Source organism: Micrococcus sp. CS26 (genome assembly GCF_055522295.1).
The window spans coordinates 61,349-81,203 of sequence record NZ_JBVFVY010000007.1 but is presented as its reverse complement, the minus strand read 5'-3'; the positions used below and the strand labels follow the sequence as shown (position 1 = coordinate 81,203).

Annotated in this window: 14 protein-coding genes; 9 read left to right on the top strand and 5 right to left on the bottom strand. The window is 74.0% G+C overall.

Annotated features, from left to right (window positions below; all coding sequences use genetic code 11):
• Positions 1-18: 18 nt before the first annotated feature.
• The gene (locus ACZ1IK_RS05110; protein WP_447127176.1) at positions 19-2,955 is read left to right on the top strand and encodes an alpha/beta fold hydrolase; all 2,937 of its coding nucleotides are present in this window, start codon (positions 19-21) and stop codon (positions 2,953-2,955) included.
• The gene (locus tag ACZ1IK_RS05105; protein ID WP_285139790.1) at positions 2,952-4,025 is read left to right on the top strand and encodes an NAD-dependent epimerase/dehydratase family protein; all 1,074 of its coding nucleotides are present in this window, start codon (positions 2,952-2,954) and stop codon (positions 4,023-4,025) included. The genes ACZ1IK_RS05110 and ACZ1IK_RS05105 overlap by 4 nt, the downstream gene beginning before the upstream one ends.
• Positions 4,026-4,252: 227 nt before the next feature.
• On the opposite strand, the gene ACZ1IK_RS05100 is transcribed toward ACZ1IK_RS05105, so the two are convergent.
• Positions 4,253-6,358, bottom strand: coding sequence for a DNA gyrase/topoisomerase IV subunit B (locus ACZ1IK_RS05100; protein WP_073116530.1), 2,106 nt, complete (start codon positions 6,356-6,358; stop codon positions 4,253-4,255).
• A gap of 252 nt (positions 6,359-6,610) precedes the next feature.
• Between ACZ1IK_RS05100 and ACZ1IK_RS05095 the strand changes: the two genes are divergently transcribed.
• Positions 6,611-6,820, top strand: a complete 210-nt coding sequence (locus ACZ1IK_RS05095) for a DUF7455 domain-containing protein (protein WP_002858172.1) — start codon at positions 6,611-6,613, stop codon at positions 6,818-6,820.
• Positions 6,821-6,885: 65 nt separating this feature from the next.
• Here the strand turns inward: ACZ1IK_RS05095 and ACZ1IK_RS05090 are convergent, their stop codons facing one another.
• From ACZ1IK_RS05090 to ACZ1IK_RS05080, 3 genes are all read right to left on the bottom strand, one after another.
• On the bottom strand, positions 6,886-8,436 hold the full coding sequence (locus ACZ1IK_RS05090) for an RNA polymerase sigma factor (protein WP_239074670.1): 1,551 nt from the start codon (positions 8,434-8,436) through the stop codon (positions 6,886-6,888).
• 160 nt (positions 8,437-8,596) lie between these two features.
• On the bottom strand, positions 8,597-9,655 hold the full coding sequence (locus ACZ1IK_RS05085; protein WP_044659524.1) for a DUF4192 family protein: 1,059 nt from the start codon (positions 9,653-9,655) through the stop codon (positions 8,597-8,599).
• Between the two features lie 36 nt (positions 9,656-9,691).
• Positions 9,692-10,648, bottom strand: coding sequence for a PAC2 family protein (locus tag ACZ1IK_RS05080; RefSeq protein WP_044659523.1), 957 nt, complete (start codon positions 10,646-10,648; stop codon positions 9,692-9,694).
• Positions 10,649-10,881: 233 nt separating this feature from the next.
• Between ACZ1IK_RS05080 and ACZ1IK_RS05075 the strand changes: the two genes are divergently transcribed.
• The 4 genes from ACZ1IK_RS05075 (at position 10,882) to ACZ1IK_RS05060 (ending at position 16,236) form a co-directional block, all read left to right on the top strand.
• Positions 10,882-12,414 (top strand): leucyl aminopeptidase, encoded by a 1,533-nt coding sequence (locus ACZ1IK_RS05075; protein WP_044659535.1) that lies wholly within the window; start codon positions 10,882-10,884, stop codon positions 12,412-12,414.
• 115 nt (positions 12,415-12,529) lie between these two features.
• Positions 12,530-13,909 carry a dihydrolipoyl dehydrogenase gene (gene lpdA / locus ACZ1IK_RS05070; protein ID WP_036383063.1) on the top strand — a complete coding sequence of 460 codons (1,380 nt, stop codon included), beginning with the start codon at positions 12,530-12,532 and terminating at the stop codon, positions 13,907-13,909.
• A 98-nt stretch (positions 13,910-14,007) separates the two neighbouring features.
• A complete protein-coding gene (sucB, locus tag ACZ1IK_RS05065) occupies positions 14,008-15,873 on the top strand; it encodes a 2-oxoglutarate dehydrogenase, E2 component, dihydrolipoamide succinyltransferase (protein WP_044659522.1) in 1,866 nt (621 codons plus the stop codon).
• Positions 15,874-15,891: 18 nt separating this feature from the next.
• Positions 15,892-16,236, top strand: coding sequence for a hypothetical protein (locus tag ACZ1IK_RS05060; protein WP_010078527.1), 345 nt, complete (start codon positions 15,892-15,894; stop codon positions 16,234-16,236).
• A 116-nt stretch (positions 16,237-16,352) separates the two neighbouring features.
• Here ACZ1IK_RS05060 and ACZ1IK_RS05055 read toward each other — a convergent pair whose 3' ends face one another.
• On the bottom strand, positions 16,353-18,026 hold the full coding sequence (locus tag ACZ1IK_RS05055) for a serine/threonine-protein kinase (protein WP_230277972.1): 1,674 nt from the start codon (positions 18,024-18,026) through the stop codon (positions 16,353-16,355).
• 108 nt (positions 18,027-18,134) lie between these two features.
• Between ACZ1IK_RS05055 and lipB the strand changes: the two genes are divergently transcribed.
• Together lipB and lipA are read left to right on the top strand one after the other, a co-directional pair.
• A complete protein-coding gene (gene lipB, locus ACZ1IK_RS05050) occupies positions 18,135-18,836 on the top strand; it encodes a lipoyl(octanoyl) transferase LipB (protein WP_036314221.1) in 702 nt (233 codons plus the stop codon).
• The gene (gene lipA / locus ACZ1IK_RS05045; RefSeq protein ID WP_002857341.1) at positions 18,833-19,840 is read left to right on the top strand and encodes a lipoyl synthase; all 1,008 of its coding nucleotides are present in this window, start codon (positions 18,833-18,835) and stop codon (positions 19,838-19,840) included. The genes lipB and lipA overlap by 4 nt, the downstream gene beginning before the upstream one ends.
• The last annotated feature ends 15 nt before the right edge of the window (positions 19,841-19,855 follow it).

The following is a 19,855-nucleotide window of genomic DNA, read 5'->3' as shown; positions in this document are numbered from 1 at the left end:
GCTGAAGGAGCCAGAGCCATGCCCCAGATCCCCGCCGCCCCCGCCGCCCTGCCGCCGGCCGACCGACTGCCCGGCTGGGACCCGGCGTGGTCCCGCCTCGTGGAGATCCGCTCCGCCGCGGACCCGGAGGGGACCGTGCGGACGCTGCACGTGGCGGACACCGGTCCCGTGCTCGCGGCGGCCGGGGCGGAGATCGTCGGCACGATCGTGGCGGTGCACGGCAACCCGACGTGGTCCTGGCTGTGGCGGTCCCTGCTCGCGGAGACCGTGCGCCGGGCACGCCGGGGCATGGCCGCGTGGCGCGTCGTGGCGCCGGACCAGCTGGACATGGGCTTCTCCGAGCGCCTCGCGCACGCGGGCTCCCCGTCCGCCGCGTCGATGGGCCGTGCCGGCGACACCTACCGCACGCTGGGCGGCCGCATCGACGACCTGGACGCCCTGCTGGCGGCTCTCGGGCTGCGCGACCTGGCAGCCACCGGCCACCCGCTGATCACGCTCGGCCACGACTGGGGCGGCGTCGTGTCCCTCGGCTGGGCGGCGCGTCATCCGGAGCTGGTGGCCGGCGTCGCGACCCTGAACACCGCGGTCCACCAGCCCGAGGGGGCGCCGATCCCCGCCCCGCTGCAGGCCGCCCTCGCCGGGCCCGTCCTGCCGGCCTCCACCGTCACCACGGACGCCTTCCTCTCCGTGACGACCTCCCTCGCCACCCCGGCCCTCGACCGCGAGACCCGGGCCGCCTACCACCTGCCCTACGACACGGCGGCCCGACGCGGCGGCGTCGGCGGCTTCGTCGCGGACATCCCGGCCGACCCCGGCCACGGCAGCCATCCCGAACTGCAGCGGGTGGGCGAGGACCTCGCCGCCCTGGGCCGCACCGACGTGCCCGCCCTCATCCTGTGGGGCGCCGACGACCCGGTCTTCCTGGACCGCTACCTCGACGACCTCCGCGACCGCCTGCCCCACGCGCGCGTGCACCGTTACGAGCGGGCGGGGCACCTGCTCGTGGACGACCGCGACATCACCGCGCCCCTGCTGCAGTGGGCCCAGCTGCTGCGCGGCGGCCAGCTCTCCGACCCCGCCTCGGGGCTGCCGGGCCCCGTCCCGCACGCCACCGCCGACGCGGCCGCCGACCCGGGCCTGGAGGTGGACCTCGGGGAGGAGCCCGGAGCCCGCGAGCCCGGCGTGGTCCGGCTCTGGGACCACCTGCGCGACTGGGGCGCCCCCGGCTCGGACCACCGCGAGTACACCGCACTGGTGGACATGGCCGGCGCCCAGGCCGGCCGCTCGCTCGTGGGCACCGCCCGCCGCCCCGTGGCCGTCACCTGGGGCGAGCTGCAGGAGATGGTCTCGGCCATCGCCACCGGGCTGTGGGCCGCGGGCATGCGGCCGGGCGACCGGGTCGCCATGCTCGTGCCGCCGGGTCGCGACCTGTCGGCGGCCCTGTACGCCGTGCTGCGCGTGGGCGCCGTCGCCGTGGTGGCGGACCAGGGCCTCGGGGTCAAGGGCATGACCCGGGCGATGAAGTCGGCCCGCCCCCGCTGGATCATCGGCCGCACCCCCGGGCTGACGCTGGCCCGCGCCCAGTCCTGGCCGGGCACCCGGATCTCCGTGACCGAGCCGGGCGCCGCCCAGCGCCGCCTGCTCGACGTCTCCGACTCGCTCTACGCGATGGTGGACCGCCACCGCGACCCGGCCGCGGGCGACGCCGTCGACGAGCACGGCACCGTGCTGCCCGAGCCCGCCCTGGACGCGGACGCCGCGGTGCTGTTCACGTCCGGCTCCACGGGCCCGGCCAAGGGCGTCGTGTACACGCACGAGCGGCTGGGCCGCCTCGTGGCGCTGATCTCCCGCACCCTGGGCATCCGCCCGGGCGGCTCCCTGCTGGCCGGCTTCGCCCCGTTCGCGCTGCTCGGACCCGCCCTCGGCGCCGCGTCCGTCTCCCCGGACATGGATGTCACCCAGCCAGCCACCCTCACCGCGCAGAAGCTGGCCGACGCCGCGATCGCCGGGCAGTCGAGTGTGCTGTTCGCCTCCCCCGCCGCCCTGGCGAACGTGGTCGCGACCGCCGACGGCCTCGACGCGCCCCGGCGCGAGGCGCTCGACGCCGTGCGTCTCGTGCTCTCGGCCGGCGCCCCCGTGCACCCGCAGCTGATGCGTCAGGTCTCGGACCTGATGCCGAACGCCCGGGTCCACACGCCGTGGGGCATGACCGAGGGGCTGCTGCTCACGGACATCGACGGCGCCGAGGTGCAGCGCCTGCGCGCCGCCGACGACGAGGGCGTCTGCGTGGGCTCCGCGCTGCCCACGGTGTCCCTGGCCATCGCGCCGCTGCTCGAGGACGGCAGCGCCGAGGACGTCATCCTCGACCCCGCGCGGGGCCACGGCGTCCTCGGCGAGATCGTGGTCAGCGCCCCCCACCTGAAGGACCGCTACGACGCGCTCTGGCACACCGACCAGCAGAGCAAGCGCGACGGGCTGTGGCGGCGGGACGGCCGGGTATGGCACCGCACCGCCGACGTCGGCCACTTCGACGCCGAGGGCCGCGTCTGGCTCGAGGGTCGGCTCCAGCACGTGATCACCACGCCCGAGGGCCCGGTCGGTCCGGGTGGGCCCGAGAAGACCGTCGACGCGCTCGGGCCGGTGCGACGCAGCGCCGTCGTCGGCGTCGGGCCCCGGGGCACGCAGGCCGTGGTCGTCGTCGTGGAGGCGGCCGTGCCGGCCACGCGCCCGGCGCGGCGCCCGGGTCACCACCGGGACGGCCGGCCCAAGCAGGGCCTCGCCCCGACCGCGCTGGCCTCCGCCGTGCGCGCGGCCCTCGAGCCGCTGCCGGTGGCCGCGGTGCTCGTGGCCGATGAGATCCCCACGGACATCCGGCACAACTCCAAGATCGACCGCGCCCGGGTGGCCGACTGGGCGGAGGCCGTGCTCGCCGGCGGGACGGCGGGTGCGCTGTGAGCGGCTTCGGCTACGACGTCGCCCTCGACGCCGCCGGGATGCCCGACCTCGTCGAGCGCCTCGCGTCGCGCCGCGTCCTGGTGACCGGCGCCTCGGGGCTGCTGGGTGCGGGCGTCGCCCGGGTGCTCGCCGATGCCGGCAACGACGTGACCACCCTGCAGCGGCGTCCGTCGGGCGTGCCCGGTGCGCGGGACGTGCGCGGGTCCGTGACCGACCCGGCCGCCGTCGAGGAGGCCCTGACCGGCGCGGACACCGTGGTGCACGTGGCCGCGAAGGTGTCCGTGTCCGGCCCCGAGCACGAGTACGAGGCCGTGAACGTGGAGGGCACGCGCATCCTGTTGCACGCCGCACAGCGCCACGGCGTGCGACGCTTCGTCCACGTCTCCTCCCCCTCCGTGGCGCACGCCGGCGACTCCATCGTCGGCGAGGGCGCCGGAGCCGCCAGCCCCGAGCACGCGCGCGGACCCTACGCGCGCACGAAGGCGGCCGGCGAGCGACTGGCCCTGGCCGCCGACCGCGACGACTTCCGCGTCCTGGTGCTGCGCCCCCACCTGATGTGGGGGCCCGGGGACCTGCAGCTCACCGACCGGATCGTGCAGCGCGCGCGGGCCGGGCGAATGCCCGTGCTCGGCACGGGCGCTCCCCTGGTCGACACGCTGTACACGGCCAACGCCGTCGAGGCCGTGGTGGCGGCTGTGTCCGCGGCCGACGTGCACCACGGCGAGGCCCTCGTGGTCACCAACGGCGAGCCGCGACCGGTCGGCGAGCTGATCCGCCAGATCGCGCTGGCGGGCGGCGCCGCGGAGCCCGAACGCCGCGTCCCGGCGGGCCTGGCCCGGCGCGCCGGCGCCCTGATCGAGCGGGCGTGGGAGCGGGATCTGTTCGGGCTGCGGTCCCGGGGCGTGGGCTCCGACGACGGCGAGCCGCCGCTGACCGAGTTCCTCGCCGAGCAGCTCTCGACCGCCCACTGGTTCGACCAGCGTCGCACCCGTGAGGTCCTCGCGTGGACGCCGACCGTGAGCATCGACGAGGGCCTGCACCGCGTCGCGGCGTACTACCGCGACCGCTGACGTCCGCCGCGGTTGGCACGGGCGCCCGCCCAGGGCTTTCGTTCGGGAAACGGCGCGGGTCACGCCGCTTTCGTTCGGGAAACGGCGCGGGTCACGCCGCTTTCGTTCGGAGAACGGCGGCGGCCGCAGCGTCGTGCCGGGGGCCTGCGGCGCCGTCGTCTCGGTGCCCGCCGTTTCCCGAACGACGACGCTCCTGGGGCCGCCGTTTCCCGAACGAAAGTGGGGGGTCAGGCGTCGATGCGCTCGCGGTCCAGCTCGTCGGCATGGGAGACGATGAAGTCCTTGCGCGGGGCCACCGCGGAGCCCATGAGCAGGTCGAAGACGCGCTCGGCGGCCTCCACCTCGGCGATGTTCACGCGGCGGAGCATGCGGTGGCGCGGGTCCATCGTGGTCTCGGCCAGCTGGTCGGCGTCCATCTCGCCCAGGCCCTTGTAGCGCTGGATCGGCTCGCGGTACGAGCGACCCTCCCGCTCCAGGCGGGCGAGCGTCGCGTGCAGCTCCTGCTCCGAGTACGTGTAGATGACCTCGCGTTCCTTCACGCCGCGGGTCACCGCCTCGATCCGGTGCAGCGGCGGGACGGCCGCGTACACGCGCCCGGCCTCGACCATGGGCCGCATGTAGCGGAAGAAGAGCGTCAGCAGGAGGGTGCGGATGTGGGCACCGTCCACGTCCGCGTCCGTCATCAGCACGACCTTGCCGTAGCGGGCCGCGTCCAGGTCGAAGCTGCGCCCCGCGCCGCCCCCGACGACCTGGATCAGCGCCGCGCACTCGGCATTGGCCAGGATGTCCGAGACGGAGGCCTTCTGCACGTTCAGGATCTTGCCCCGGATCGGCAGCAGGGCCTGGAAGTCGGAGGACCGGGCCAGCTTGGCGGTGCCGAGCGCCGAGTCGCCCTCGACGATGAACAGCTCCGAGGAGGCGACGTCGTTGCTGCGGCAGTCCGCCAGCTTGGCCGGCATCGTCGAGGTCTCCAGGGCGTTCTTGCGCCGCTGGTTCTCCTTGTGGGTGCGCGCGGAGATGCGCGACTTCATCTCCGCGACGACCTTCTCCAGCAGCGTGTGCACCTGCTGCTTCTGGGCGCGGGCCGTGGAGGTGAGGCGGGCGGTCAGCTGCTTCTCCACCACCTGGGAGACGATCCGCCGCACCGCGGAGGTGCCGAGGATCTCCTTGGTCTGTCCCTCGAACTGCGGCTCGGCGAGCCGCACCGTCAGGACAGCGGTCATGCCGGCCAGCACGTCGTCCTTCTCCACCTTGTCCGACCCGGCCTTGAGCCGGCGCGCGTTGGCCTCGACCTGGGCGCGGAACACCTTCAGCAGTGCCGCCTCGAACCCGGACTGGTGGGTGCCCCCCTTGGGCGTGGCGATGATGTTCACGAAGGACCGGAAGACGGTGCCGTAGCCGACGTCCCAGCGCAGGGCGACGTCCACCTCGCACGTGCGCTGCACATCCTGCATGGAGGTGCGCCCGTCCTCGCCGAGCACCGGGACCCGCTCCTTGAAGGTGCCGGAGCCCTGGATCCGCCACACGTCCGTCACCGGGGTGGCGGGCGTGAGGTGCTCCACGAACTCGGAGATGCCGCCGTCGTACTGGAAGACCTCCTCGACCGGGCCGTCGGCGCCGGGCGTGCCGGGTCGGCGGCGCAGGTCCTTGACCGTGATCCGCAGGCCCGGGATCAGGTAGGCGGTCTGGCGCGCCCGCGCCTGGAGCTCCTCGGCGGAGAACGTCGCGTCCTTCACGAAGATCTGCTCGTCCGCCCAGTAGCGCACGCGCGTGCCGGTCTGCCCACGTTTGGCCTTCCCGACGACGTCCAGCGGCGAGGCGTCCGTGGACGGCTCGAACGGGGCGTCCGGCGACGGGCGCGACCCGTCCTGGAAGCGGCCCGGCTCCCCGCGCCGGAACGACATCTGATGGACCTTGCCCCCGCGCAGCACCTGCACGTCCAGGCGCGAGGACAGGGCGTTGACCACCGACGCGCCCACGCCGTGCAGGCCACCCGAGGCGGCGTAGGAACCGCCGCCGAACTTGCCGCCGGCGTGGAGCTTGGTGAACACCACCTCGACGCCGGACAGGCCGGTGCGCGGCTCCACGTCCACGGGGATGCCGCGCCCGTTGTCCTCGACCTCGACGGAGCCGTCCGGATGCAGGGTGATCTCGATCGACTGCCCGAAGCCGGCCAGGGCCTCGTCCACCGAGTTGTCGATGATCTCCCAGAGGCAGTGCATGAGGCCGCGGGAATCGGTGGAGCCGATGTACATGCCCGGCCGCTTGCGGACGGCCTCGAGCCCCTCCAGCACGGAGAGGTGGCGGGCGTTGTACTCGGTGTTCGCGGGCACGGGGGCGGGCCTTTCGGTGGACGACAGCGGCCGGTCCAGCCTACTCCGCGGGCCGGACACGCCGGGCTCCGCGCCGGACGTCGCGGGCCGCCCGGCTGGGCTCCTCGCGTACGCGGGTGGCGAAACGCGGGTGGAGGGCGGGCGCGCGGGGAAGTTCCCTGCCATCCTTGCTGTTCCATGGGACAAGAGGAGGACCGGCCCGCCCCACCGGCGTCGTCGCCCTCCAGCCCCGAGAGACCCGAGGAGGACACCATGTCCATCACCGCTGTGGCCGAGCCGGCCGCCCTCACCCGTTCCGACCGCTGCGACCGCTGCGGCGCGCAGGCCTACGTCCGCGCCGTGCTGCACTCCGGCGGTGCCCTCCAGTTCTGCGCCCACCACGCACGCGCCGTCGAGGACGCGCTGCGTCCCCAGGCCGCGCTGTGGCAGGACGAGACGGACCGCCTCACCGCCGGCGCCTGACGCGCCCGGCATGACGAAGGGCCGGACCCCCGCGGGGGTCCGGCCCTTCGTCATGCCGCTCCGACTCAGTCCAGGTAGTCCCGGAGCACCTGCGAGCGGGAGGGGTGACGCAGCTTGGACATGGTCTTCGACTCGATCTGGCGGATCCGCTCGCGCGTCACGCCGTAGACCTTGCCGATCTCATCCAGCGTCTTGGGCTGGCCGTCGGTCAGGCCGAAGCGCATGGCGACGACGCCGGCCTCGCGCTCGGAGAGCGTGTCCAGCACCGAGTGCAGCTGCTCCTGGAGCAGCGTGAAGGAGACGGCGTCCGCGGGCACGACCGCCTCGGAGTCCTCGATCAGGTCGCCGAACTCGGAGTCGCCGTCCTCGCCGAGCGGGGTGTGCAGGGAGATGGGCTCGCGGCCGTACTTCTGCACCTCCACGACCTTCTCCGGGGTCATGTCCAGCTCCTTGGCCAGCTCCTCCGGGGTGGGCTCGCGGCCGAGGTCCTGGAGCATCTGCCGCTGCACGCGGGCCAGCTTGTTGATGACCTCCACCATGTGCACCGGGATGCGGATGGTGCGGGCCTGGTCCGCCATGGCGCGGGTGATGGCCTGACGGATCCACCACGTGGCATACGTGGAGAACTTGAAGCCCTTGGTGTAGTCGAACTTCTCGACGGCGCGGATCAGGCCGAGGTTGCCCTCCTGGATGAGGTCCAGGAACAGCATGCCGCGGCCGGTGTAGCGCTTGGCCAGGGAGACCACCAGACGCAGGTTGGCCTCGAGCAGGTGGTTCTTGGCCTTGCGCCCGTCCGCGATGATCAGCTGGATGTCCCGGCGCTCGCGGTAGTCGTCGGAGGCCTCGTGCTGCACGACGTGCTCGGCGTAGAGGCCGGCCTCGATGCGCATGGCCAGGTCCACCTCCTGCTCGGCGTTGAGCAGGGCGACCTTGCCGATCTGCTTCAGGTAGTCCTTCACCGGGTCCGCCGTGGCGCCCGCCACGACCACCTGCTGCACCGGGGCGTCGTCCTCGGAGTCGTCCATGACGAACGCGCCCTTGGACTGGGCCACCTTCTGGCCTGTGGCGGCCGTCGTGCCGGTCACGGCCTCCGCGTCCATCGCCGGACGCTCCGGAGCGTCCGAGCCGTCCGCGTCCTCATCATCAGAGTCTTCGGTGGCGGTCTCGTCCGCCACCACGTCCTCCTCGACGGCGTCCGCGGCCTCGGTGCGCTCGCGCGCCTGGACGAGCTCCTCGTCGTCCTCGGCCTGCTCGGCGGAGGCGGCGGACGCGGTGGCCTTCTTGCCCCCGGTCGTGGCGGTCTTCTTCGCGGCGGTGGTCTTGGCCGTGGCGGTGGTCTTGGCCGCGGTGGGCTTCCGGGTCGCCTTCTTCTTGGCCGTCGGCGTGGCAGCGGTCTTGGTCGCCGCCGACTTCGTCGCGGTCGTCCGCGTCGTGGCGCCCTTGGTCGTGGCGCTCTTCGTGGCTGCCGACTTCTTGGCTGCCGTGGAGCGGGTGCGCGTGGTCGTGGCCTCGGAGGCAGTGGTCTCCTTGCCGTCCTGCACACCGCTGGTCGTCGAAGTGGTCACTCGAGGCCTTTCCGTCTCGTCCGCGGCCACCCGCGGATCCTTGCAGTCCATAGACACGTGACCCTGTCAAGTCGCGGCCTCGGACGACCGACGTCGTCCGGGCCCGCCGACTGCAGGGTCCGTGAGTGCCAACGACGGCTGAGACCGATCTATTCCGCACCCGGGAAACGGGCTGCGGTCGGCCGTGCCGTCGTGAAGCCGCATCATTCTCTCATGGGCGGCCACCGTCGGGCCGCCACGCGGTGGCCGGGTCGGTCGCCCAGCCTGCGACGCACCCCGCGGCCACGATGCGTCGCAGGACGGAGACGAACGGGTCGCCGGGACTCAGCGCCGCCGCCGCGGTCAGGTGGGCGTCCGCGTCGGAGCCGTGGCCGCGGGCCCAGCCGACCCACCCGGCCAGCGCCAGGGCCTGCGCCGCCACAGCCGGCGTCGCGACGGGCACGAGCGCGCGCAGCCCCGCCCGCAGGGCGTCCAGCCGATCCCAGGCCGGCGCCCGGCCCGAGGCCGCGGTGAGGATCCGTTCCTCGTCCCCCGGATCCCCCGTGGCCGCGCCGGACGGCGCGGCGGCATGGAGCAGCAGGCCGTCGCGCCAGGCCGGACGCGTCAGCGGCGAGCCCAGCACGGCCGGTGCGGGCGCGCCGCGGTCACGAGCCGCGCCGGTCAGCACCGACTCCCACTGCGCCAGCCACGCGCGGCGTGCCGCGGGCGCGTCCTGCTCGGGAGGCCGCCACCGCGCGTCGTCGGCCCGGGCCGCCGCGGGACCGCGGCGCGGGACCGGGTCGGGCACTGCTGCACGGTCCCAGACCGAACCGCGGGTCATCAGGTGCAGGGACAGCGGCGCGGCTCGGGGGTCGAGCGGGCCCTCCTCGGCGACGCCGCTCCCCCACCAGGGGCGCGCCCGTCCCCGCGCGCACGTCCAGGCCGCGGTCAGGGGGCGACCCGCGGACGCCAGGGCGTCGTCGAGCGCCGCGGCCCAGCCGGGACGGGCGAGCGTGGCCCGGGCGCCGTCCGGCAGCGCGAGGCAGAGCGTCGCGTCCGCGGCTGCGTCCCGCCGGCACACCTCGGCCACGGCGCAGGCCCAGGCGCCGACGTCGACCTCCTCGGGAGGCAGGTCGACCCGCACCACGGCGCGCAGGCGCCCGTCGCGCAGGGTGAGGAGGACCAGGCTGCCCTCGGGCAACCGCCCGAGGGCGTGGCCGACGTAGGCGAGCAGGTCCTCCGGGCCGCGGGCCGGCAGGACGGGGACGTCGAGTGAGGTGGGGGCTTCCATGCCGCCACCCTGGCCGACCGGGCGCCCGCGGTGGGATCAGTCCCCGTCGCCGGTGGACGGACGGCCGGGTCCGTCCTCCTGTGCAGGAGCGGACCCGCCGCCGGCGTCCCGCGCGGCGAGGTACGCCTCGACGGCGGAGGCGAGTTCGTCGCCGTCGGGCAGGCCCTGCTCGGTCTCGAGCAACGACCGCTCCTGGTCCTCGGCGTTCTGGTCGTAGTTGCGCTCCAGGCCGGCGATCATCTGCTGGATCTCCCCGGACCCGGAGACCTGGCGCTCCAGCTCGGCCTCGATGTCCCGCGAGGCGTCTCGCAGGTCGTCCGAGGGCAGCATGAGCCCCATGGCGGCCCCCGCGTACTCGAGCGCGGCCACGGCCGCCTGGGGGAAGGACGCCTCGGCCACGTAGTGCGGCACATGGACGGTGTAGCCCGCCGTCGGCAGGTCCGCCTCCTCGGCGCGCAGCTCGAGCATCTGCAGCAGCCCCGCGACGATGTCCGCCTCCGGGCTCCAGGTGGACAGCCCCTCGACGGCGTCGGCGCGGGACCCGTGGGTCGTGACCCCGAGCCGCCGCGTGTGCGGCACGGGCAGCGGGGCCGCGTCGAGGAAGGTGAGCGAGTCCACCTCCCACTCCTGCGCGAGGCCGAGCACGGCCTCCGTCACCGCCTGCCACCGGAAGTCCGGCTCGGGGCCGGACAGCAGCAGGAAGGGGTGGCCGAGCAGGTCCTCGACCAGCTGCACCTCGAGCGCGGGCAGGCGCAGATCACGGTAGCGGTCCCGGTCGAACCGGAGCCGGGGACGCCGGGCGCGGTAGTCGAACATCGAGTCGACGTCGAAGGAGACGACGGTCCGATGGGTCAGGTGCTCGTGCAGCGCGGCCCGCACCTGCCGAGCGACCCGGCCCGCGTCCATGTGCCCGGTCAGGGCCACGAGCATGCCCAGGCCGGGGGGCACGGGCGCCCCCTCATGACGGGTGTACAGCGGCGCGGCGTCCTGCACGTCTCGTTCCCCTTCCGGTGGTCCGTCTGCGGGAGAGCCGTCCCCGCCGCCCGGATGGCGGCGGACGCGGATCCCTCCCTGTCCTCTGGCGTCAGTCAACCACGGCACGGCACCCTCCTATTCCGCGCCCGCGCGCCCTGGACGGGCGCGCGAGCCCTCTGGCTAGGATGACGCGGGACGGCCCGGCCCACCCCGCCGGGCGCATCCCCCACCCCCGGAAGAGAGGCCCGTCCGTGATCACCCTGGACCGCCCGACCCTGACCGCCCGCGCCCTGGAGGACTTGACCGCCTCCGCCCTCGTGGTGGGGGTGGGCACCGGCCCGGACGGCCCCGTGCTCCTGACGGACGCGCTGCCGGCCGAGGCGGCCACCGCCCTCGAGGCCTCGTTCGAGCTGCTGGGCGTGCGGGGCGCCGAGGACGAGGTCCATCGCCTGCCGGGCCTGGGCGGCGTGCCGGTGCCGCTGCTGGTCCTGGCCGGCGTCGGCGGTCTGGACGACGACGGCGAGGCCGCGGACGAGTCCCTGCGCCGCGCCGCCGGGGCTGCCGTGCGCTCCCTGGCCGGCACCGACGCCGTGGCCCTGGCCCTGCCGGCCGACACCCCGGCCCGACTGGCCGCCGTCGCCGAGGGCGCCGTCCTGGGCGCGTACGCCTTCACCGCCCAGAAGTCCGAGCGCGCCCGCGCCGAGACGGACACGTCCCGTCCCGTCCGCGAGGTCGAGGTCGTCACCCCGCTCGCCGCCGCGGACGCCGACCCCGTGCTGCGCCGGGCCGCCGTCGTGGGCGACGCGGTCTGCGCCGTGCGCGACCTGGTGAACACGGCCCCCTCGCACCTCTACCCGGCCACGTTCGCGGACGCCGTCGCGGAGGACCTCGCGGACTCGTCCGTGAGCGTGGACGTGTGGGACGAGGACCGCCTGCGCGCCGAGGGCTTCGGCGGCATCCTCGCGATCGGCCAGGGCTCCTCCCGCCCGCCGCGGCTCGTGCGCATCGAGCACGCGCCGGCCGACGCCGCCGCGCACATCGCGCTGGTGGGCAAGGGCATCACCTTCGACACGGGCGGCATCTCGCTGAAGCCCGCCGCCTCGATGATGACGATGAAGTCGGACATGGCCGGCGCCGCCACCGTCTTCGCCGTCGTGCGCGCCGCCGCGGCCCTGGACGTCCCTGTGAAGGTGACCGGCTGGCTGGCGCTGGCCGAGAACATGCCCTCGGGCACCGCCATCCGCCCGTCCGACGTCATCACGATGTACGGCGGCAAGACCGTGGAGGTCATGAACACGGACGCCGAGGGCCGCGTCGTCATGGCCGACGCCCTCGTGGCGGCCACCGACGAGCGACCCGACGCGGTGCTCGACGTGGCCACCCTCACCGGTGCCCAGCTGGTCGCCCTCGGCGTGCGCCACACGGGCGTCATGGGTGACGACGCGCTGCGCGACGAGGTCGTCGCCGCGGCCGACGCGGCCGGGGAGCTCGCGTGGGGCATGCCCCTGCCGGAGCAGCTGCGCGCCTCGCTCACTTCGCGCGTTGCGGACATCTCCAACATGGGCGACCGCTTCGGCGGCATGATGACCGCCGCCACCTTCCTGCGCGAATTCGTCGACGCCGGACGGTCGGAGGGCGACGCCGCCGCACGGACCCCCTGGGCCCACCTCGACATCGCCGGCCCCTCCTTCAACGAGTCGGCCGCGTACGGCTACACCCCGCAGGACGCCACCGGCGTGATGGTGCGGACCCTGGTGGGTCTCATCGAGGGGCGTGCCCGGTAAGGTTGGTCCCGATGTCCACCGCGTCCCCGGCCGCGCGGCCCGCCGCCGACGGCCGGGGGTGGCGGTGACGCACCACCACCACGATCCACCGACCCCAGCACCAAGGAGCAACACCGTGGCCGACAAGGCAACCGCTCAGGAATTCGACGTCCTCGTCCTCGGCGGTGGCTCCGCCGGGTACGCCGCAGCCCTGCGTTCCGTGCAGTACGGCAAGTCCGTCGCCCTCGTGGAGAAGTCCAAGGTCGGCGGCACCTGCCTGCACTGGGGCTGCATCCCCACGAAGGCCTACCTGCACGCCGCCGAGGTGGCCGATGAGACCCGCAACGCCGCCAAGTTCGGCGTCAACGCGACCCTCGAGTCCGTGGACATGGCGAAGGTGCGCGACTACAAGGACGGCATCGTCGCCGGCAAGCACAAGGGCCTGGCCGGCCTGCTGAAGATGCGCAAGGTCCAGGTCATCGAGGGCGAGGGCAAGCTCGTCTCGAAGAACGAGGTCGAGGTCGACGGCACCCGTTACACGGCGGAGAACATCGTGCTGGCCTCCGGCTCCGTGGCCAAGACCATGGGCCTGCCCATCTCCAAGAAGATCATGACCTCCACGGAGGCCCTCGAGCTGGACTACACCCCGAAGTCGGCCATCGTGCTCGGCGGCGGTGTCATCGGCTCCGAGTTCGCGTCCCTGTGGAACTCCTTCGGCGTCGACGTCACCATCATCGAGGGCCTGAAGACCCTGGTCCCCAACGAGGACCCGGCGATCATCAAGGTCCTCGAGCGCGAGTTCAAGAAGAAGGGCATCAAGACCAACCTGGGCACGTTCTTCGACAAGGTCGAGGAGACCGACTCGGGCGTCAAGGTGACCCTCGCGGACGGCAAGGAGTTCGAGGCCGAGGTCTGCCTCGTCGCCGTCGGCCGCGGCCCGAACACCGAGGGCCTCGGCTACGAGGAGCAGGGCGTCAAGATGGACCGCGGCTTCGTCCTCACCGACGAGCGTCTGCACACCGGCGTCGGCAACATCTACGCCGTGGGCGACATCGTTCCCGGTCTGCAGCTGGCGCACCGCGGCTTCCAGCAGGGCATCTTCGTGGCCGAGGAGATCGCCGGCAACAAGCCGATGGTCGTCGAGGACATCAACATCCCGAAGGTCACCTTCACCGAGCCGGAGATCATGTCCGTGGGCTACACCCAGCCCAAGGCGGAGGAGGAGTTCGGCAAGGACAACGTCGAGGTCGCCGAGTACAACCTGGCCGGCAACGGCAAGTCCTCGATCCTCGGCACCGGCGGCATCATCAAGATGATCCGCCAGAAGAACGGCCCGATCGTGGGCGTGCACGGCATCGGCAAGCGCATCGGCGAGCAGATCGGCGAGGCGCAGCTCATCGTGAACTGGGAGGCCTACCCCGAGGACGTCGCCCAGTTCGTGCACGCGCACCCCACGCAGAACGAGGCCCTGGGCGAGGCCGCCATGGCCCTGTTCGGCCACCCGCTGCACAGCTGACCCACCGCACTGACCATCCCGGGCCCGTGCGTCGGGCCCACCTCGCAACCCCGGGTGGGCGCCCCCGGCGCCCACCCCTCATGAGGAGCATCGGAACCATGTCTGAAACCGTGAACCTGCCCGCCCTGGGCGAATCCGTCACCGAGGGCACCGTGACCCGCTGGCTCAAGGCCGTCGGCGACGAGGTCGCCGTCGACGAGCCCCTGGTGGAGGTCTCCACCGACAAGGTCGACACCGAGATCCCGTCCCCCGTGGCCGGCGTGCTCGAGGAGATCCTGGTCGAGGAGGACGACACGGTCGAGGTCGGCGCCCCGCTGGCCACGATCGGCGACGGCTCCGGCGGCGGCTCCGCCGACGCGTCGGAGGACGACGCCGCGGCCGAGGAGCCCGCCGTCGAGGAGGCGCAGCAGGACGACGCCCAGCAGGAGCCCGCAGGCGAGCCGGCTCCGGAGGAGCGCGCCTCCACCGACCAGGGCTCGGACGGGGCCCCGTCGGCCGGCGGCGAGGCCTCCGAGGTCACCCTGCCCGCGCTGGGCGAGTCCGTGACCGAGGGCACCGTGACCCGCTGGCTGAAGTCCGTCGGCGACGAGGTCGAGGTCGACGAGCCGCTGCTCGAGGTCTCCACCGACAAGGTCGACACCGAGATCCCCTCCCCCGTGGCGGGCACCCTCCTGGAGATCCGTGCGGAGGAGGACGACACCGTCGAGGTGGGCGCCGTCCTCGCGCTCGTCGGCTCCGGCTCCGCCGGCGGCGGCTCCGCCCCGTCGGAGGGCTCCTCCGGTCAGGACGAGGCGTCCGCCGAGGAGATCGAGGACAAGGCGACCGAGGCCGAGGCCCCCGAGGAGACCGAGGAGGCCGCCGAGGCCGCCGGCGCCGAGAAGTCGGAGAAGACGCCCGAGGCGTCCCCGTCCGAGGAGGCCTCCCGGCGCGAGTCCGCTGAGCGCGACTCCGCGCAGGCCGAGTCCGCCGAGGCGCCCTCCGCCACCGAGCCCGGCCAGGGCTACGTGACCCCGCTGGTGCGCCGCCTGGCCCACCAGAACAACGTGGACCTGTCCACGGTCCGCGGCACGGGCGTCGGCGGCCGCATCCGCAAGCAGGACGTGCTCGCCGCCGCGCTGGCCTCGCAGGCCGCCGCGGGCGGGTCCGAGGCTCCGGCCGAGCAGGCCTCCGAGGCTGCCGCCCCGTCGTCGGCCCCGGCCGCTGCGTCCGCCCCGGCCGCGAGCTCCTCCGTGGACCCCTCGGTCCGCGGCGAGGTGGAGAAGGCGCCGCGCATCCGCCAGGTCATCGCCCAGCGCATGCGCGAGTCCCTCGACCTGTCCACCCAGCTCACCCAGGTGCACGAGGTGGACGTCACCCGCATCGTGCAGCTGCGCAAGAAGGCCAAGGCCTCCTTCCAGCAGCAGGCCGGCGTGAACCTGACGTACCTGCCGTTCATCACCAAGGCGGTCGCCGAGGCCCTCAAGCAGCACCCCAAGCTGAACGCGTCGTTCTCCGAGGACAACAAGGAGATCACCTACCACGCGTCCGAGGACATCGCGATCGCCGTGGACACGGAGAAGGGGCTGCTGGTGCCCGTCATCAAGGACGCCGGCTCCCTGAACCTGACGGGCCTCGCCCAGAAGATCGCCGACGTGGCCGAGCGCACCCGCACGAACAAGATCTCGCCGGACGAGCTCTCGGGCGGCACGTTCTCGATCACGAACATCGGCTCCGTGGGCGCGCTGTTCGACACGCCGATCATCAACCAGCCGCAGGTCGCGATCCTGGGCACCGGTGCGATCGTGAAGCGCCCCATGGTGGTGACCGACGCGGACGGCAACGACTCGATCGCCATCCGCCACATGATGTACCTGTCCCTGACCTACGACCACCGCCTGGTGGACGGGGCCGACGCGGGCCGCTTCCTGACGACGCTGCGTCAGCGTCTCGAGGGCGGCGAGTTCGCCAACGAGCTGGGTCTCTGACGGAAAGGGAGAAGGACTGTGGATATCCTGCACAGCATCCTGGTGGCCGTGCACATCGTGTCCGCCGCAGCGATCGTGGGCGGTTGGTTCGCGCACTTCCGCAACCCGACCGTCACCACCTCGCAGTGGTGGGGCTCCGTGGGCATGATCGTCTCCGGCGTGGTGCTTTTCGGCCTCGCCATGAGCGGGGAGCCGAACCACATGAAGCTGGGCGTCAAGTTCCTGATCGGCGTCATCGTCTTCGTGGCCGCCCTGATCGGCCGCCGCAAGTCCAACCGCGGGGAGGTCGTGCCCACGGGCCTGGCCCACGCGGTGGGCGGTCTGGGCCTGGTGAACATCCTGGTCGCCGTCCTCTGGCAGTGATCAGCCCAGGCGGCTGACGCCGCACCACGCCGCGGGCCCCGGGGAGCTTCTCCCCGGGGCCCGCGGCGTCCCCCCGTCTGGACCGCCGGCCTCCGGCGCTGGATCCGGGCCCGGGGTCAGCGCGGATCGACGGTCTCGACCCGCCACGTCCGACCCGCCGCGCCGCCGTCCCGCCCCTCGGGGCCCTCTCCGTGGCCGCTGCGCAGGACCAGCACGACCTCCTCGGCCGTCGCCTCCCGATGCGCCGCCACGCGTCCCGCGCGGTCCAGCACGGTGTGGGCCGACGTCCGGAGCACGGCGTCGACACGCAGCGCGTCGTCCCCGGCCCGCCGGGCGGGTCCGGCCTGCTCCACCGTCACCTCGAGGCCGGAGAAGGCGAACCCCTCGTCCGTCAGCCGGCGCAGCAGATCCCGGTCGTTCTCCCACGCCGGTCCCCCGGGCACGGCGTAGGCGTCCAGTCGCGCAGGCTCCGGGTCGATGAGCGCGGCAGTCCGGGCGTGGCCGACCGCGGCCAGCGCCTCGCCCACGTCGACGGCGTCCTCCCCGGCGGCGTCCTCCCCGGGGGCACCCGCGTCCGGCACCCTCGCCGGCGTCCCGCTCTCCGGCGTCCCGTCCGCCGGGCGCGCCGCGTCCACCGAGGTGCCGGCCGGCACCGCGCCCGCCGGCTCCGGCGCCCCCTCCGTCGCGTCGCCCAGGGACGCCGGCCACCACAGCCCGGCGGTGCCGCCGCCGACGGCCAGCGCGGTGGCCAGCCCGGCGGCCACGAGGACGCCCCGGCGTGGCGCCGCCCCCCGTCGGCGCGCGAGCGCGCGCCGTCTCGGAGCCGTGCGTCGTCCCCGGCGTCGCCGCGTGGGCCCGGAGCCCGGCAGCACCGTGGGCAGCAGGTGCGCCACCTCGGCGGGGGCGGCCTCTCCCAGCGGGACCGGCTCGGGCCGGGCCGTCGCGTATACGGCTGCGGCGGCCTCCTCCGCGCTCGGCCGCGCCGCCGGGTCCGGGGAGAGCGCCGCATCGAGCAGCAGCGCGAGCTCGGGGGACGCTTCGGGGACCAGGACGGGCAGCGGCGCCCGATGCCCGGCGGCGCCCGGCGCCCGACCGGTGAGCGCGTACCAGCCCAGGGCGGCCCACGCATGGACGTCACTCGGCGCCCCCACCGCCGGAGACGCCCCCGGTTCCGCCCCGGCCCCCTCCACCGCGGCGAGCGCCTCGGGGGCCGCGAAGCCCGGCGTCGCCCCGGCCCCCGACGCCCCGCCGACCACCCGGGCGACGCCGAGGTCGGCGAGGGCCGGGCTGCCGTCGACGCCGAACAGGACGTTCGCCGGGGACACGTCGCCGTGCACCACCCCCTCGCGGTGCAGGCACGCGAGAGCCTGGGCGATCGGGACGAGCACGGTGACGGCCTGCCCCGGGCTCAGGGGTCCGACCCGCTGCACCATGTCCTGCAGCGTGCCGGCCGCGCGGTGCTCGGTGAGGACCCCGAGGCCCCGGTCCGTCTCCACCACGCCGAGCACGCGCAGCAGATGGGGATGCGCGACCCGTCCGGCCTGCGCCTCCGCCGCCAGCGCATCCGGCGCCGCGCCGGCACGGGGCACCTTCAGGGCGGCCCGGACGCCCCGACCGTCCTCGACGAGCCAGACCTCCGCCTGGGCGCCCGCGCCGAGCAGCCGGACGGGTTCCCAGCCCGGGGCGCGCGGCGCAGCCGTGCCCGGCTCCGACGACCTCTCCGGTTCGGTCTCCGGCCCGCCGCCGACGCGTCCGGCCGCGCCGCCGTCCGCCTCGTCCCAGTCCCGCATCGGTCTCCCCTCTCCGCCGCGCCGTCCGTTCCAGCCCAGGGTGCCGCATGTCCCCGAGCGTCACGGCGGTTGTCCACAGGTCCGGGCCCGAGGACTACAGTGGACGTCATGCCCGAGACACCCCTGCCGCCCCTGCGCGTGCTCGGCCTGGCGCCCGACCTGGTGGACTACCACGCCGCCTGGGACGCCCAGCGCGCCCTGCACGCGGACGTCGTCGCCGGCCGCTCCGACGGCGAATTCCTCCTCCTGGAGCACGAAGCCGTCTACACGGCCGGTCGTCGCACCGAGGACGCCGAGCGCCCCACGGACGGCGCCCCCGTCGTGGACGTGGACCGCGGCGGCAAGATCACATGGCACGGGCCGGGCCAGCTGGTCGGCTACCCCGTGGTCCGGCTGCGCGACCGTGCCCACGTCAAGGACTACGTCTGGTTCCTCGAGGAGCTGCTGATCCGCACCGCCGCCGAGTTCGGCGTCACGGCCGTCCGCGTGGACGGGCGGGCAGGCATCTGGGTCCTCGCGGACCGGGACGACGACGGCACGGCCCGCCCGGACCGCAAGGTCGGCGCCATCGGCCTGTCCATCCACGACGGCGTCTCCATGCACGGCTTCGCGCTGAACTGCTCCAACTCCCTGGCCCCCTACGAGGGGATCATCGCGTGCGGCATCACGGACGCCGCCACCACCACCCTGTCGGTCGAGACGGGCCGGACCATCACGCCGGCCGACGTCGTCCCGGTGCTCACCCGTCATCTGGACGAGCTCGGGCCGGCGTACATCGCCGTCACCCCCACGGAAGGAATCCCCGCATGAGCCTCGCCCCCGAAGGCCGCCGCCTGCTGCGCGTGGAGGCGCGCAACGCCGAGGTGCCCGTCGAGCGCAAGCCCGAGTGGATCAAGGCCAAGGTCCACATGGGCCCCGAGTACATCGGCCTGAAGAACAAGGTCAAGTCCGCCGGCCTGCACACCGTGTGCGAGGAGGCCGGCTGCCCCAACATCTTCGAGTGCTGGGAGGACCGCGAGGCCACGTTCCTCATCGGCGGCGACATCTGCACCCGCCGGTGCGACTTCTGCGACATCACCTCCGGCAAGCCGCGTCCCCTGGACATGGAGGAGCCGCAGAAGGTCGCCGAGAACATCCGCGAGATGGACCTGCGGTACGCCACCGTCACGGGCGTGGCCCGTGACGACCAGAAGGACGGCGCGGCGTGGCTCTACGCGGAGACCATCCGCCGCATCCACGCGCTCAACCCGGGGACCGGCGTCGAGATCCTGCCGCCGGACTTCGGCGCGGTGCCGGAGCTCGTCCAGCAGGTGTTCGACGCGCGGCCCGAGGTGTTCGCGCACAACCTGGAGACGGTGCCGCGCATCTTCAAGCGCATCCGCCCGGCCTTCACATACGAGAAGTCCCTCAAGGTGCTCACGATGGCCAAGGCCGACGGGCTCGTCACCAAGTCCAACCTCATCCTGGGCATGGGCGAGGAGGACCACGAGATCGACCAGGCCCTGGTGGACCTGCACGAGGCCGGCTGCGACATCATCACCATCACGCAGTACGTGCGGCCCTCGAAGCTGCACCACCCCATCGACCGCTGGGTGAAGCCGCAGGAGTTCGTCCAGTGGTCCCAGCGCGCCGAGGAGATCGGCTTCCAGGGCGTCATGGCGGGCCCGCTGGTGCGCTCGTCGTACCGCGCGGGCAAGCTCTACGCGCAGGCCATGCAGCGCCTCGGCCGGACCCTGCCGGAGAACCTGGCGCACCTGGCCGGGGAGAAGACCGCCCGCCAGGAGGCCTCCGCTGTCGTCGCCCAGATGTCCTGAGCCGCCCGACTAGAC